Origin of the sequence: Fundidesulfovibrio soli (assembly GCF_022808695.1) — a bacterium.
Lineage (GTDB): Bacteria > Desulfobacterota > Desulfovibrionia > Desulfovibrionales > Desulfovibrionaceae > Fundidesulfovibrio > Fundidesulfovibrio soli.
Map to the genome: position 1 here is coordinate 61,411 of NZ_JAKZKW010000019.1, position 16,342 is coordinate 77,752.

The 16,342-nt window shown below is 64.8% G+C and carries 10 protein-coding genes; 5 read left to right on the plus strand and 5 right to left on the minus strand.

Annotation, left to right across the window (positions count from 1 at the left end):
* Positions 1-8 precede the first annotated feature (8 nt).
* From MLE18_RS14500 to MLE18_RS14520, 5 genes are all read right to left on the minus strand, one after another.
* Positions 9-1,361, minus strand: a complete 1,353-nt coding sequence (locus tag MLE18_RS14500) for an NfrA family protein (protein WP_243439515.1) — start codon at positions 1,359-1,361, stop codon at positions 9-11.
* Between the two features lie 8 nt (positions 1,362-1,369).
* Positions 1,370-4,444, minus strand: a complete 3,075-nt coding sequence (locus MLE18_RS14505; RefSeq protein WP_243439516.1) for a tetratricopeptide repeat protein — start codon at positions 4,442-4,444, stop codon at positions 1,370-1,372.
* Positions 4,445-4,458: 14 nt separating this feature from the next.
* The gene (locus MLE18_RS14510) at positions 4,459-6,729 is read right to left on the minus strand and encodes a glycosyl transferase family protein (protein ID WP_243439517.1); all 2,271 of its coding nucleotides are present in this window, start codon (positions 6,727-6,729) and stop codon (positions 4,459-4,461) included.
* Entirely contained in the window at positions 6,726-7,913 is a 1,188-nt protein-coding gene (gene wecB / locus MLE18_RS14515) for a non-hydrolyzing UDP-N-acetylglucosamine 2-epimerase (RefSeq protein ID WP_243439518.1), read from the minus strand. Before wecB ends, MLE18_RS14510 begins: the two co-directional genes overlap by 4 nt.
* Before the next feature lie 342 nt (positions 7,914-8,255).
* On the minus strand, positions 8,256-9,737 hold the full coding sequence (locus MLE18_RS14520) for a DUF2334 domain-containing protein (RefSeq protein WP_243439519.1): 1,482 nt from the start codon (positions 9,735-9,737) through the stop codon (positions 8,256-8,258).
* Between the two features lie 465 nt (positions 9,738-10,202).
* Between MLE18_RS14520 and MLE18_RS14525 the strand changes: the two genes are divergently transcribed.
* The 5 genes from MLE18_RS14525 to MLE18_RS14545 all read left to right on the plus strand — a co-directional run bounded on the left by MLE18_RS14525 (position 10,203) and on the right by MLE18_RS14545 (position 16,192).
* Positions 10,203-10,592: a CBS domain-containing protein gene (locus MLE18_RS14525; RefSeq protein ID WP_243439520.1), complete on the plus strand. Its 390-nt coding sequence runs from the start codon at positions 10,203-10,205 to the stop codon at positions 10,590-10,592.
* A gap of 202 nt (positions 10,593-10,794) precedes the next feature.
* On the plus strand, positions 10,795-11,145 hold the full coding sequence (locus MLE18_RS14530) for an iron-sulfur cluster assembly scaffold protein (RefSeq protein ID WP_243439521.1): 351 nt from the start codon (positions 10,795-10,797) through the stop codon (positions 11,143-11,145).
* 240 nt (positions 11,146-11,385) lie between these two features.
* Positions 11,386-11,964 (plus strand): hypothetical protein, encoded by a 579-nt coding sequence (locus MLE18_RS14535; protein WP_243439522.1) that lies wholly within the window; start codon positions 11,386-11,388, stop codon positions 11,962-11,964.
* 399 nt (positions 11,965-12,363) lie between these two features.
* Positions 12,364-14,763: a glycosyltransferase gene (locus MLE18_RS14540; protein WP_243439523.1), complete on the plus strand. Its 2,400-nt coding sequence runs from the start codon at positions 12,364-12,366 to the stop codon at positions 14,761-14,763.
* Positions 14,764-15,034: 271 nt separating this feature from the next.
* The gene (locus tag MLE18_RS14545; protein WP_243439524.1) at positions 15,035-16,192 is read left to right on the plus strand and encodes an HD-GYP domain-containing protein; all 1,158 of its coding nucleotides are present in this window, start codon (positions 15,035-15,037) and stop codon (positions 16,190-16,192) included.
* Positions 16,193-16,342 lie beyond the last annotated feature (150 nt).

The window sequence follows — 16,342 nt, forward strand, 5'->3', positions numbered from 1 at the left end:
TCCCCGGATCAATAGTGCACGATTGTTGTCAGGTAGACGCCGTCGACATCCTGGTTGGTCTTTCTGTTGTAGAGCCGGCCGGCCTTGTATTGGGCCAGGAACTCCACATAGGAGCGGGGCGTGGTGTATTTTGTCTCATTGAACAGATACTTGAAGGAGAGTCCCAGGCCCAGCTCCCAGATCGACAGGTTGTTGTCGTCGGGGGTCCACACCCTGGCGTCGGCCACGGCGTGGGGGGTGAGCATGGCGTTTCTGCCGATTTTGAAGGTCCAGCCCTGGCGCACCTCGCCGTTGAAGAAGAAGCGGCTGGGCTTCTCCAGGTAGCGGTCGGCCTCAAGGTACAGGTAGGAGAAGTTCCAGTTGTTGCGCTCGGGATCAAGGTCGTAGCCGTCGGTCCAGGAGCCCATGGCGCGCAGCAGCCAGTTGTCCTCGGCCAGCTTGCCGATCTTGATCAGGCGCTCGCCGCCGAAGAAGATGTTCTGGGACTTGAATGGCTTGTAGCGCACGCCCACGGCACCCTGGGCCGAGTCGGGATCGAACTGCAGGCTGTCGCGGTTCACCACCCAGTTGATGCGGCCCACCAGCTCGAAGATGCGGTCGTCGCGGAAGCCGATGACCGGCGGCCGCCAGGCAGCCTCCACGCCGCTGGTACCCGGCTGGTACACGCCGCCCTGCCCGCCGGGAACAGCCGCCTGCCCGCCCCGGCTGGAGTAGTAACCCAGGTAGCCGGTGGCGGTGAAGCTGGTGTCCAGCTTGGAGACCTCCTTGCGCAGGCGGTGGATGGTCTCGCGGGTGGCCTTGGCCTCCTCCTCGGTGGCGCCGGGGTACAACGGCTGGTTGTCGATGGCGGCCTTGAAGCGCTCCATGGCCGTATCGTTCTTGCACAGGGCCATGTAGGCGTACCCGGCGTCCTCCCAGAGCTTCAGGCGCTCAGGCTCCAGGGCAAGGGCCTTGTCCCAGGCGGCCACGGCGTCCTTGCGGTTGCCCAGGCTCAACATGCAGTAGCCCATGTCGGCCAGATCCTGCGGGTCCTCGCGGATGGCCAGGGCCTTCTGGTACTGCTCCACGGCCAGGTCGTTGCGGCCCAGGCCCTGGTAGACTTTGGCCAGCTGTGAGTAGCTTTCGGCCGTGGGCTGGATCTCAATGGAGGCCTGGAGCGCGGTCTCGGCGCGCTCGGGCTGCTTGAGATCCATGAGCGTCTTGGAGAGTTCGTCCAGAAGCATCAGCTGATCGTCCTTGCCCAGGCCCTTGCCGGGTTGCTGGGCCAGAACCACGGAAGGGGCCAGCCAGCACAGGGCCAGCGCCGCCAGCAGGATGGCCCTGCACGCCCGGAAAGCCTCGGGGGCGAGACGGGGGAACATCGGATGAATCATTTTACGAGCCTCACGACCAGCCCGTCAGGCGTGCCCTCGAAAACGGGCGGGGCGGGCTTGTCGGCAAGTGTGACGACCATGCGGAGTTTGTTCGGCTGCTGTCCGATGTGGACGCGGCGCACGATTCCGCCGTTGCCGGTGATGTCTTCAGGCCCCTGGAGACGCCAGCTGCCAGGCAGATCGACCACCAGGCGGGCGGGGCCCTCGTAGATTTTGCTGGACGCCTTGACCTGGCCGCCCACGCCTTTGAGCAGGAGCACCGTGCCGGATCCGCTTTCCTTGATTTCGACGCCGCGGAGCACCTGGGAGCCACCGGCCTTATCCGCCGCCTTGTCGCCTCCGGCGGAGGAGGGCTGAGCGGGGGGCTGGGTCAGCGGGATGGGCTGCCTGTCGGGCGAGGGCTGCGCCGGGACAGCGCCGGCCTTGGAACCTGCCGAGGGAGCAGGCGCGGGGTCGGCCGCGGCGGATTTAGCAGCGGGGTCGCGCAGGGGAGGCTGCGACGACGGCTTGGCCTCGCCCTTGCCTGAGGGCTTTTTCTGTGGCGGAAGCTCGGAGCGGCGCGCGTTCAGGTCCAGCCCGGGCATATCCTTGGCCTGGACGGACTCCAGCAGCTTCAGGGCTTGCTCGGGGTTGCCCAGCAAGCGCTCCATGCGGGCCAGTCTGATGGCCGCTCCGGGATCGTATTGGATGGCCAAGCTCCGGCGGTAGGCGTCGGCGGCGTTCTGGTTCTCCTGGATGAGGGCGTAGAGGTTGCCCAGGGCGTAATAGAAATCCTTGCGGTCTGGCTGCGAGAGTCCGGCCTTGGCGGGATCGACCTCGAGCATGGCCTGGATGGCCAGGCCCGGCTTGTTCAGGGACTCGTAGCAGCGCGCGATGGCCAGCTGCAGCCCCGGGGTGGACTTGATCTTCAGCGCGGTCTTCAGGTTGACCAGGGCCTGGTCGTAACGCTTGGTCTCGTAGAGGGCCAGGCCGAGGGAGTAATGGGCGCGCCAGGGGTCCACGCCTTCCTTCAGGGCCTGGTCGAGCAGCTTCACGGCCTCGTCGTTGTGCCCGAGCTTCTGCTCGGCGGCCGCCATGCCCATCAGGGTGTCGCCGCGCTGGACTTTGGTCAGGGCGTTGGTCTCAAGCGCCTCGCGGGAGTAGCGCACCACCAGGTTCATGTCCCCCTGGCGCAGGGCCACGGCCGCGGACTGGGAGAGCGCCTCGGCCCGCACGGCGGGAGTCAGCCCGGGCATGCGCAGCAGCCGGGAGAGCACGGCTCCGGCCTGGGCCGTCTGGCCGGCGGCCAGATACTGCCCGGCCGACTTGGAGAGCAGCGCCGGGTTTGCGCCGGGCACGGAGTCGAAGGACTGGATGAAAAGCTCGGCCGACTGTTCATGGCGTCCGGCCATGGCCTCCAGGTTGGCCAGGCGCTCCAGCAGGTCCGCCTCCTCACGGGTGTGCTTGCGGACCGAAGGCAGGGTCTGGCGCAGCAGGTCGGCGGCCCTGCCGCTCTGCCCGGAGAGAGCCAGGAGCACCGCCAGGGAGGACGTGTTGTTCAGGTCGGGTTGGGCCTTGTAGGCGGCCTCGGCGTAGCCGACCGCGCCCTGGATGTCGCCCATGCGCTGGCTCACGGCAGCCAGGCGGGACAGCAGGGCCGGGTCATTGGGGCGCTTGGCCAGGGCGGCCTTCCAGGCTTCCAGGGCCTCTTTGTCCTTCCCGGCCTGGAAGTACAGGACGCCCAGTTCGTCCTCCGCGGCTATGCGGTCGCCACCCGTCAGCCCCTTGTCCAGGGCCTGGCGGACCAGATCCGCGGCCTGCTGGGGATCGCCCGTCTTGCTCTTGAGCCCCGCAAGCCGGAGAATATGCACTGCGGTGGGGGAAGACTCCACGACCTTCTGCAGGGCCTGAATGGCCTCGTCGAAGCGGCCAAGGCGCTCAAGGCTGGTGGCCAGCATCTCGTAGGCGGTCTCGCCGTCGCCGGTCTTGGCGGCGGCCTTGTAGGCTTCGGCCGCCTCCGCGTCCTTGCCGGCCAGGGCCAGGGCGTTGCCCAGGCGGATATCCAGGCGGGCGCGGGTGGCGGGGTCCTTGGCGTTGGCGGCCAGACCGCGGAAGACTTCCGCCGCTTCGAGCGGCTTGCCGGCCATGAGCAGGGCGTTGGCATACAGCTCTTTGGCTTCGGGAGTGGCCTCGGCGGCTTCGGCCCGGCGGGCGTACTCCACCGCGCGCTCCGGCTCCTTGCGCCTGACGGCGTTCTCGGCCAGGGCGCGCAGAGCGTACGGGTTCTCCGGGGATTCCTTGAGGGCGGCCTCGAGAAGCCTGTCAGCGCCGGTCAGGTCACCCAGGTCCATGAGGCCCTGTGCCCAGGCCAACTGCAGGTCCAGGCGCTCCTTGGGCGATTTGGCCTCAGCGAAGCTGCTCTCCAGGAGTCTCACCGCTTCGGGAACCCGCTTGAGCTTGAGCAGGGCCTGGGCGCGCAGGGCCGGGAGCGCAACGCCATCGGGCTGCCCGGGAAATCTGTCCAGCAACTGGAGCACCTGGGAATACTGCCCCTGGCGCTGACGGATCGAGGCAAGGCCGAGCAGGGCCTGGCGCATGGTGTCGGCGTCGGAGTTGGGGTTGTCGATGAGTTTGGAGTAGTCCTCCGCAGCGGCGTCGTCGCGCCCCATCCGCGCCAGCAGGTTGGCGCGAACCAGGCGCAGGCGCATGTCCGCCTCGTTGGCGGCCAGCACGGTCCCGGCCTGGCGCAGAGCGTCGTCCAGGCGGCCCTCGTCGGCGAGGGTGATGACCAGCATCTCCTGGGCGCGGAGGTCTCCGGGGACCATCTGGAGGTAGATCTGAAGCTCCTTGGCGGCCTCGCCCCGCTGCCCGTCGGACAGCAGGCGGTAAGCCCTGTCCAGGTGCGGGAAGGACTTCAGGCGCAGAAGCTCGCGCTCGAACCAGTTGCCCTGAAGCGAGTCGACGTCCGTGGCGGTGGGTATCTTCCCGGAGCACCACGCGGCAGAGGCGGCCAGATGCGCCAGCAGGAAAGCGCCCAACAGGACTGCGGCGGCCTTTGCGGCGCGGTTGATGGCTGTGTCGGAGAAAAGCATCCGTTTGTATTCTTCTAGTGCCGGGCCGCTTTGCCTTCGGCGATGGTTTCGTTGATGGCCAGCACGTCCACGCCCATGTCAGCCAGGATATCCCCCAGAAAGCGGGTCTTGCCGGACTGTATCTTCAGCGCGGTTTCCAGTTGCGCCTTGGTGATGTAATTCTTGTCCACGAGGTAATCGCCGAAACGGCCCTCCTTGCTCGCGCTCTGGAAAAACTCCGTCGTGGCCTTTTGAAGTTGCGTGTACTGCAACATTCCTTCCAAGACAAGTATATCACCCAAACGGGAATAGCTGCGCCGTTGTGTCTGCAGGGCCTGCTCGAGCTGGTCGGTGGTGCACAGCTGCTTCTCGATCAGTCTTTCGCCAAGCGGACGTTTTTCGTCCGTTCCGGCCTGCTGCAGTCTTTCGTATCCGCGCCGCAACGCGAAGGACATGTTGCTTTTCGAGGTCAGCACCATTTCGAGCGGGCGGCCCAGCGCCTCTTCAAGCTTGCGCAGTTCAGCATTGCCGAGCGGATTGAGCACGGCGACCAACAACACGCCGGACTCTTTGAGAGCGATGGGGAAGATCTCGTTGGCCAGGGCGATGTCCTGCGGTATGAGCGCGAGGACCTCCACCGGCGTGGCGTAAGGATCGATTTCCGCGGTGCTCAGCCGGAACTGCGCGCCGAGGGTTTGCACCAGATCGTTCTCCTTCACCATGCCCATGGCGATGAGCACGTCGCCAAGGGGTTGCCCCGTGCTCTTCTGCTTGGCCAGGGCCTCGTCCAACTGCTTGACGGTGAGGAACCGCTTGTCCAGCAACAGGTCGCCCAGGCGGCGCCTGTAGGAGCGCATTTCCTCTTCCGTGGGATAGACGTGCGCGGTCTTGTCCCAGGCGATGATCTTGCCCGTGATCAGGTAGCGCGCATACAGACGCAAGGCGCGCCATGTGGCGCAGAAGTTGATCAGGTTGCCCCAGAACAGCCTGGGCACCGAAAGCAGACCATGCATCACGCCGTAGACGCGCCAGGTGTAGATGCCCCGCCAGAGCATACGCCAGAAGAAGAAGAACAGGTTGATGAGCAGAAGCACCCACAGCGTGGTGCCCTCCTCCACCAGGGAGGGATAGCGGTAGCCCTGCGGATGGAGGGTCTGGTACAGCCACAGGGCCGTGATGACGGGCACCAGCAGGTTGCCCAGCATGTTCACCTGGTTGGTGATCAGGGACTTGCGGTCCCGCGCCAGCATGTAGCGGTTCCAGAATCCGCCCTGCCAGCCGATGCTGGCCCAGCCCTGCAGCGCGATGCCAACGACCCAGCGGGATTTCTGGCGGATCGCGGTCTTGAGGGTGCCGGGGAAAAACTCCTGGATGACCACGTATTCCCGGACGTTGGCCTCGCGCGAGCCGCCGAAGAGCTTCTCTTTCTTGGTCTTGCGCAGGATGGCGTGGCGCACGAAGATTTGCTTGAAGCCGAGTTTGCCCATGCGCATGCCGAAGTCGTAGTCTTCGGTGAGGGAGCTGATGTTGAAGAGCTGGTTGTTCGTCTGGGCGGCCAGCCCCTCCAGGGCCCGTCGGCTGTAGCCGCTGCCCACGCCCGCCGAAGGCACGCTGTGGCTGAGCACCTCGCGCACGGTCATGTCCTTGGCGTGGTTCTCGGCGAACTCGTCCATGTAGTGGCCGCGGGTGAGGTTCCACCAGACCGCTGGCAGGGGGAACACGGGCAGCTGCACCATGTCCTTGGCTGGGATGAGGTAGTTGAACAGCTTGAGGTACAGCGGGTGGACGATGTCCTCGGAGTCGTTCATCACGAAGATTTCGAACCTGAGGTTGTTGTCCTTCTCGAAGACCTTGATGCCCTCGTAGACCCAGTTCAGGCAGTCCGCCTTGTTGGTGGGGCCGTCCTTGGGGCAGACGATGCGCTGGACGTTGCCGAAGCTCTCCCGGGCGATCTCCACCTCGCGCTGCGTGGCGGCGTCGTTGGGATAGGTGCCCACGAAGATGTAATAGTTGGAGTAGTTGAGCGTCTGGATGGTGTTGGTGAGCATCCTGCGGATGACGGCGGATTCGTCCCAGCAGGGCACCATGATGGCCACGAGCTTCTCGGGCACGGCCAGCAGCTTGGCCTCGGTGAGGGGCTCGTACTTCGGCAGCACGAAGAGCCGCCGGTACACCCGGCGCACCAGATAGACCATGTCGAAGAAGAACTCGTCCATGCCGCTGAAGAAGAACACCACGCTCAGGATGATGAGCAGGATCTTCAGCCCGAGCAGGACGTACGGGAGATAGAGGTCTATTTCGCTCATTGCGAGTCCCCGCCCACGGGTGAGGGCTTGAATTCGCGCTCGGGCGGCAACAGCGGGGACACGCCGCCCGCCCAGCGCAATATGGCTTCGACGATGCGTTCCGAGGCTTGCCCGTCGCCGTAGGGGTTGCCCAGCCCGGTCATGGCGGCGCGCGCAGCCGGATCGGACAGGAGGCGGGTGGCGTGGGCCACGATGTTGGCCCTATCCGCCCCCACGAGGATGGCCTGTCCCCTCTGGCTGGCCTCGGGCCGTTCCGTGACCTTGCGGAGCACCAGCACCGGGGTGTCGAAGGTGGGTGCCTCCTCCTGGATGCCGCCCGAATCGGTGAGGATCAGGCACGCCCGGCGCATGAGCTGCACGATCACCTGGTAGTCCAGCGGTTCAAGCAGGTATATCCCGTCGCACTCGCAGAGCACCCCCCTGGCCACCTGGCGCACATTGGGGTTGAGGTGCAACGGATAGACGATGGCCACGTCCGGGAAGGCCCTGGCAATGTCCTTCAGGGCCAGGCAGATCTGCTCCAGCCCGCCGTCGAAGGATTCGCGGCGGTGCGACGTGACAAGGATCAGCCGCCTGCCTTCCAAGGGTATGGACTCGAGCGGAGTTCCCGCCGGGTCGAAAGGTTTTGCCGTCAGGTCGAGCAGGGCGTCCACCACCGTGTTTCCCGTGACCACTATCTTGCCGGCCGGGTAGTCCTCCCGCAGCAGCTCGGCCTTGGAACCGGCCGTGGGCGCGAAATGGAGCTCCGTCATCACGCTGGTGAGCTTGCGGTTGACCTCTTCGGGGAACGGGTTGTGGATGTCGTGGCTGCGCAGCCCGGCCTCCACGTGCCCCACGGGTATCTTCAGGTAGAAGGCGGCCAGGGAGGCGCTCAGCACGGTTGTGGTGTCGCCCTGCACCAGCAGCAAGTCCGGCTTGAGCTCGGCCAGGAGGTTGTACATGGCCGTGAGGGCGCTGGCGGTAAGCTCGGGCAGGGTCTGGTTGTCCCGCATGAGACGCAGATCGGACTGCACGGCCAACTCGAAGGGGGCCAGGGCCTGGTCGAGCATCTGGCGGTGCTGCCCCGTGGAGATGACGTAGGTCTCGAACTCCTCAGGCCTGGCGCGCAGCGCCTTGACTACAGGGGCGAGTTTGATGACCTCCGGGCGGGTACCAAGAGCAACGGCTACACGCAATTTCCGCATATCAGTTCAACTACCTTCCATAACCGCGTACGACGAGCTTCCAACGCCGCCAGCCGGGAGATGTTTGGCGGTTTAGCCTTATGTAGCGACTTCAACCACACAACTGCGGCGGAGTAAAGAGCCGCCTAAAAACTTTGTTGCCACCCTCTCGGCAGCTTGCTCCAAATTTTGTAGCTCACCCAAGCCCTGCCTCCTTCCGGTTGTGCGGGGCGACAGAGAAGCTGTCCCCAGGTGAACGCGTTGGTTCTTCGTTCATGCATCAACCGTTCGCATGCCTGGGCGCCACAAACATCGCGATATCCTATGCACCGGGCATCGGTGGACCAAACTCAGTCACGAATTTCATGGCAAAAGAAGATTGTATGGAACAGCCACGTTCAGGCGCGGCTTCATCCCGACGGCTGTCGGGACATACCCCAGGGCGGTGATGCCTTCCACCAGTTGCCGCAGGTAGGAGACATCGATGTACCAGTGAAAGTAGAACCCAGCCCAGCCGTCTCGAACAACGGTGTTCGCGGCAGCCTTGGCGATTGTTTGCGCTGGAAGTACTTTCGGAGCCCCTGTAGGGTTGATGTGCTCGCATGTCTCAGGGATGCGTATGATCCCGTAGACGTCCTTGAGCACGTAGGGAGCGATCTGTTCCTGTGTGTGCACCGTGCCGTCGGATCCTGTGGAGAAGTAAACCCCACGATCCAATGAATGGGGATAAACCCTGGCGAACGCGGCGTAGTCCTGCGGAGAGGCCAGATAATGCGGCGTGAGCCAGGCTACCGGCCAGATGTTGAGGCTGTGCAGGATCCGCTGCCCAGTGAGCACGCGGTCCAGCGCCCAGGCGTAGGAGTCCTCCGGGGCGGGGCCCTGGTATACTTTGTTGCCGTTACCGTCCAGGGTGACGATGTAGAACTCCCAGTCCTCGCCGGTGATGCCGGTGAACGGGTTGTTCTGGGCTTGGTACTGGTGCGTGTAGCCGTGCTGGATCACGCGCCCGCCCTTGGAGATCATGTAGCGCAGAGCGCTCAACGCCTCCGGCCTGTCCCTCCACTTCACGGCCTGGGGCACGCCTGAGTTGTAGACGCCGAGCGGATCACGGTACTCCGGGATCACGCTGATCATGAAGGGAAAGTTCTTGGAGGCGAGGTAATCCGCTATGGCCCGCATGTTGACGGGGTCGGAGACGGGCGACACGTCCTCGATACGCAGCACCGTCCTTGGGGCCTGGGTCTGCTGCACGTCCAGGATGTCGAAGAGCACGTCCGCGAAGGCAAGGTACCTGTCAGTTGCCGTGACGTAGGTGAAGGGGTTGTCCGCCACGAAGTACAGGTTCTGTGAACGCAGGATGTACGGGGCGGTCTTGGTACCGGCATTGTTGGAGGCCGTTGCCAGCGTGCTCACGGCCGCGCCGGCGGACGAATTGGATATGATCACCTTGGAGAGCGTGGTGCCCGCACCCACACGGGTCAGCAAGGTGTTCTTGTGCGTCACCTTGGTATAGTGAGTGGTGTCCTCACGGTCGAAGGTCAGTCCATAGCGATTGGTGAAGTCAGTACCGTGGTCCCGGGTCATCTTATGCAGATTGTAGCCCAGCCAGGCCACTGTCTTGCCGGTCCCCAATATGTCCGTCAGGAAGGCGTCCGGGATGGGGTTGTCGAATATGGCACCGAGATAGAACGTGACGTCGTAGTTGTTGACATCTCCAGAAGCGTAATCCTCTACGGGTTTCGAGGTCACTTGCGCCTCGAAATGCGACAGCAGATTGCTCAGGAGTTGGATATAAAGCGGCCCGCGCCAGTTCTCCGGGCCGGTGTTGTCGTAGAGTACGAGCACGGAGCTTCCGGTTCCGGCGATACAGGCCGGGGGCCCCGAAAAGGTGAGCAGGAACACTGCAACTAGAACTGGAAGAATACGGCGCAAGATGCGTGAAGCGTTCAACGCAACAGCCCAACCGTACGCAATACTGTATATCGACGACTGAAAGCTACGCATCCCTCTGCCCTTCGTGCGCCCTTAGGCCAAATTCTGAATCCAAAAAACGAAGCGACTCTTACGAACCTGTCCAGTTGATCTTGTAGCCCGTATTCCAGTTCAAGTCCAGCCAAGGTGAGCATCTTGTGGGCCAGGGAGCCCGGCAAAACCTCGATTGGACCGGAATCTGCATCGAGATTCGCCCCCCCTGGCGAGACCCCCTTCTCCATTATCGATATCCTCCGCGACTCAGCGCAGCTTGACATTATTTTCACATAGACATAAAAAATAAGCATCAAAAGCGTTTAGCCTACCAAGGAGGTAGCAATGCAAGTCAAAGACGCGATGTCCACCAGGATCATGTTCGTGAAAAAGGACGCCACCGTTGCCCAGGCCATGCGCCTCATGGCCGAGAACAACATGCGCCGCCTGATGGTCGACAAGGACGACGCCGGGCCCTACGCCGCGATCACCGTGCGCGACATGATCTCCAAGGTCATCGCTCCCGGAAAGGACCCGGCCTCCATCAAGGTGAAGGACATCATGAACGCTTCGCTGATTTCGGTCGCCTCCGCGGATGAGCTCTCCGCCGCTGCCAAGATCATGGATGAGAAGAACGTGGCCGGCCTGCCCGTCATCGACGGCGGGAAGCTGGTGGGCGTCATCACCATGTGGGACATCCTGATCGCCCTGGGAGTGCACTGCAAGGCGTCCTGAAGCCTGACTCGTTCAGGGGCTCCGACCGGACGGGGGGCACGGCGCATTGCCGTGCAGCCGCGCGGATCAGGACAACATGGACACGGGCGCGATGGTCAAGGCTACGGGCGGGGTGGCCTTGCACCGCATGACGGGGGAAGGTTCCCCCACGGCAACACGGCCGCACGCGCACAGGCGCACGCAGGCCGGCACGGGAGAGAGTATGTCACCGAAGAGGACCTACAAGAACGACGCCCTGGTCAAGCCGCTGGAGACTTTTTCCGCCAGGGCCGTCTACGGCAGCACGTTCTGCAAGAGGCAGATAGCCGTCCAGATTCTCGTGGACGACGGAATCGTCAAGGACATCGGCGGCAACGTCGAATGTTCCTACAGCCGCCAGTGTTTGGGAACCCTGATATCCCTGGTGAAAGGGATGGATATCGACTCCGCCTGGTCGTTCTCAGGCGATGACCTGAAGCAGAACCTCGAAATGGTCGACCCCAAGTCAGACTGCGACACCTACGTGGTCGCCGCGCTGCGCCTGGCGCTGCGCAACTGGGAGAAAGGAATCTAGACCGGATTGCCACGACCTGGCTTCACGGCGCGCAAGCCTATCGGCGAACGCGGCGTGCGAAGCCAGGCAGCCATGGTCCAGGTCATAGCCGTCCCGCCAGTCCATCAGCCGGTTCGGCAAGCCAAGCGCTTCCAGGGCCGGGGCAGAAAGCCCCGGCCCTTCTTCGGCTTTCAGGCCCTCGCGGCTCATGCTGCCCGGCCCTCCTTGCCTTGTTCCTTCCTTTCGGAGTAGTGTCGGATCATGCTCAGCTGGCCCACCACTCATGATGCCCCGCCCCCGCGTCGTCCGGCTCTGGCGCATTCGGCCCCGGCGTTCTTGGCCCTGGCGCTCTTGGCCCTGGCCCTGGGCGCCCTGGCGGGCTGTTCCAGGCTCTCGGCGTCGCACCTGCAGTCCAGGCCGGTGGAGAACGGCGTGGCCCAAAAGCTGGCCGCCAAGTTCCTGCGCTTCGAATACACGGCGACCCGCTCCGGGGCACAGTACGAAGTCCTCGGCACGGCCCAGCCCATCCGGGAGAATCTGCCGGCCTGGGCGGACTCAGTGGATGACCTGAGCGTCACCGCCTACCTCTGCGATGAGCAAGGCCGGGTGCTCACCAAGACCTCCGCGGCCTTCGCCCCCCAGCCCATCCCGCAGGGAGGCTTCCCCTTCAGGTTGCTGCTGCCGGGCGCGGATACGCCCAGCGGGGCTGTCTTCGTCTCCTTCGGCTACAGGGCCACCTTCGTGCCCTCCCGCACCCCCGCCGGCAGCCCCCAAGCCGGCGCCCCCCTGAGCGGACAGTACGTGTTCTTCGCCAGCGAACAGGCCGCCCTGACCAACTAGCCCGCCCCGCCCCCGCTCCCTCATCGCCGCTGCGCCCTCTCCGGGCCAGCGGGCCACGCCGCCCCTCTTCCATCAGCTCCGCCATGCGTACGTCACGTCATCGCCCGATGGCGTCACGCAATTATTCGCCCGCCGTAACAACGCCCCCCGCCCCGCGTGCTAAAGCGCCTGGAACACGCGGTCCGGCACGAGCCGGGCCCAAGCCGGACCGGAATCGGCCCGGAAAGCAGGGAGGCGGCGTGGAAGCGCTCATAACGGACATCTTCCCCGGGAGACAGGGATGAACGGCGGCAGGCCCGCCCTCCCCGCCGCCTTCGCGGAGTCCCGCATCGACCGCCTCCACCGTATCGGCCGCCCAGGGCCGATTTCTCATTTCCCCACCAAGCCAGGAGCCCGCCCATGAAGATCGACATCCACGTGCACTCCAAGCACTCCACCCGCCCCTCGCAGTGGTTCCTCCAGAAACTCGGCTGCCCCGAAAGCTTCACCGAACCCGCGCGCCTTTACGAAATCGCCCGCCGGCGCGGCATGGGCATGGTGACCATCACCGACCACAACACCATCGCCGGGGCATTGGAGATCGCCCACCTGCCGGACACCTTCATCAGCGAGGAGATCACCAGCTATTTCCCCGAGGACGGCTGCAAGGCCCACATCCTGGCGCTGGACATCACCGAGGCGCATCACGCCGAATTCCAGAAGCTGCGCGAGAACATCTACGACCTGGTGCCCTACCTGCGGGAACAGAACATCACCCACGTGATCGCCCATCCTCTGTTCGGCGTGAACGACAAGCTCACCCCCTGGCATTTCGAACGCATGCTGCTCATGTTCTCCAACTTCGAGCTCAACGGCACGCGCGACTCCTACCAGAACGCCATCCTGCGCTCGATCCTGAACGCCCTGACCCGCGAGTCCATCGAGGAGCTGGCCGACAGGCACGGCCTGGAGCCGTTCGGCCTGACCCCCTGGAAGAAGAGCGTCACCGGAGGTTCGGACGACCACAGCTCACTCAACATCGCCAGCATGCACACCCACGTGCCCGGGGCCAAGAGCCTGGCCACCTTCCTGGACGGCATCGGCTCGGGCCTCTCCCGCCCGGCGGGCAGGGCCGCCTCGCCCAAGACCATGGCCCACAACCTCTACGCCATCGCCTACCAGTTCTATAAATCCAAGTTCGGGCTGGAGCGCTACGTGGACAAGGACGTGTTCCTGACCTTCATGGACCGCTTCCTCTCCGGGGACGCGCCGCGCAAGCCCGGCATGGTCTTCCGGCTCCAGGCCCTGTGGTCGGGCATGAAGCTGCGCGGGCGCAAGCCCGCCTCCGACTCCCTGCCGGACCTCATGCGCCACGAGGCCGAGAAGCTCATCCACACCGACCCTCGCCTCTACTCCATGGCCAAGGGCGGCGTGGCCGAGGCCCTGCCCCCCGAGGAGGAGTGGTTCCGCTTCGTCACCCGGGCCTCCAACACGGTGCTGGCCGGTTTCGGCGACCGCATGCTCAACCAGATCTCCGGGGCCAACGTCTTCGACATCTTCAACTGCCTGGGCTCGGCCGGGGCGCTTTACACCATGCTGGCCCCCTACTTCGTGGCCTACACCGTCTTCACCAAGGACCGCGCCCTCTGCCGCGAGGCCAAGGCCAGCTTGAGCGGCGGAGAACAGGAAAAGACCGTGAAGGTCGGCCACTTCACCGACACCTTCCACGACGTCAACGGCGTGGCCCTGACCCTCAAGATGCAGGTGAACATGGCGCTCAAGCACGGCAAGGAGCTCATGGTCATCACCTGCGGCGGGCGGGACCGGGAGCAGTTCCACGGGGTGAAGCAGTTCCAGCCCATCGGCAGCTGGGAGTTGCCCGAGTATCCGGGCCAGACCTTCCACTACCCGCCCTTCCTGGAGATGCTGGAGCACGCCTACGAGCAGGGCTTCACCCACCTGCACTCGGCCACGCCCGGGCCCATCGGCCTGGCGGCGCTGGGCATATCCCGCATCCTCAAGCTGCCCATCTACGGCACCTACCACACCGCCTTCCCCCAGTACGCCAAGGTGCTCACGGGGGACGACGCCATGGAGGAGCTGATGTGGAAATACATGATCTGGTACTACAACCAGATGGACAAGGTGTTCGTCCCGTCCAAGGCCACCGGCGAGGAGTTGGCCGCCAAGGGCATCGCCCCCGAGAAGATCACCCTCTTCACCCGCGGGGTGGACATCGAGCGCTTCACCCCTGCCAAGCGCAACGGCGCGCTCAAGCGCTACGGCCTGGAGGGCGGCACCACCCTGCTCTACGTGGGCCGCGTCTCGCAGGAGAAGAACCTGCACCTGCTGGCCGACGCCTATCTCGAACTCTCCGCCCGGCACCCGGACCTGAACCTGGTCATCGTGGGCGACGGCCCCTACACCGGGGACATGAAGCGCAAGCTCAAAGGGCGCGGGGCCGTGTTCACCGGCTACATCCAGGGGGAGGAGCTGGCCGGTGTCTACGCCTCCAGCGACCTGTTCGTGTTCCCCAGCACCACGGACACCTTCGGCAACGTGGTGCTGGAGGCCCAGTCCTCGGGCCTGCCCGTGATCGTCACCCCGCTCGGCGGCCCCAGGGAGAACATGGAGCCGGGCGTCACCGGGCTGGTTGTGGAGGAGGTCAACGCCGAATCCCTGGCCAAGGCCGTGGACGCCCTCGTGGCGGACGAGGCGCGCCTCGCCCGCATGAGCCGCGCCGCCAGGGCCGCCATGGAGCAGCGCTCCTTCGACAGGGCCTTCGTCCAGACCTGGGACCTTTACAAGTGCGCCTGCTAGCAGCCTGATGTGAAAGCCGATACCGCAGCCGCCCGATGAGCTCGCCGCCAACACGCCAGCAAAAGCCGAACCCGACGCGCATGTACAATGCGCATCGGGTGCGGCTTCCTGAGCGACGCGGCCTGCCTGGCCATGGCAACGGGCCGCCGCCCCCGCGCGCACCGTAAAGCCCCGGATTTTATGCGCCCGGCAGGGCCTTTTGCCTATTCTCTTCGGAAGGCGAATATGTTAGGAATTATTTCCTGCCCACAGCCGTACCGGGCTCAAAGCCATGCTCAAGGTAATCCCCTTAAGCCGGTTGGCCGTAGGCATGTATGTAGAGTGCTACGGCGACGGTTCCTTTCATAACCCCAGGCGCACCCTGAGGGAATTCATCCACTCCCCCGAGAAGATCGAGGAGCTGGCCCGCGAGGGCGTCGCGAGCGTCACCATCGACGACTCCAAGGCACTCGGCGGCCGCCCGCCCTCGACCGCCGGGGAGCAGCGCCGTGGAAACAAGCCCCCGGACACCGAAATGCCCCGCAGGACCTACGAGCACTGCCTGCTGCACGTGCTGGACGTGATGGACAAGGTGCGCCGGGGCTGCGAGGTGGATTTCTCCAATTCCTACAACGCCGTGGACCAGCTCATGGCGGGCGTGGACGAGAACCCGGCCCACATGACCCTGCTGGCCAAGCTGCGCCACTTCGACGACTACACCTTCCGCCACAGCCTCAACGTCTCGCTGCTCTCCATCATCTTCGCCAAGCACCTGGGCATGGAGGGGGACGACCTGCGCCGCCTGGCTTTCGCCGGGCTCTATCACGACGTGGGCAAGTTCCGCGTGCCCGTGGAGATACTCAACAAGCCTGGCCGCCTCTCGGACAGGGAGTTCACGGTGATGAAGGATCACAGCCGCCTGGGCTTCGAGCTCATGCGCGGCCACCCGGGCACCGACAAGGAGATCCTGCTGGGCATCCTGCACCACCACGAACGCTACGACGGCACGGGCTACCCCCTGCAGGTGGGCCAGGAGGGACGCGACCGCTTCTCGCCCATCATCTCCATCGTGGATATCTTCGACGCCCTGACCAGCCGCCGTTCCTACAAGCTTGCCTCCACACCGCACGACGCGCTCAAGGCCATGTTCTGCTGGCGCAACGAGACCTTCCCCCCGGGCATGCTGGAGAAATTCGTGGAGTGCTTCGGCGTGTACCCGCCCGGGACCTTCGTGCGGCTCACGGACCAGACACACGGCCTGGTGGTGGAGGCGAGGCCGGAGTCCCCCGCGCGCCCGGTGGTGAAGGTCAATTTCTCGCGGCGGCTCCAGCCCGTGCTCCCCAAGCTGGTGGACCTCTCGAACACCCCCAAGAGCGCCCAGGGCGGCCTGGACATCGAGGCCTGCCTGGACCCGGGGGAGCTCGGCCTCACGCTGGAGCGCTTCATCTGAACCCGCCCGCCCCCTGTCCGCCAGCCTAAGGGCGCCCCGCCCCCTCCTGGATGCCTTTTCCAGGCCCGCAAATGCGGCGGGCCTCCGCCCGCGGCCGGGAAGGCACGCGCGCGAAGGCCCGTTCCAACTATTTGGGATTCCAAAGGGAGG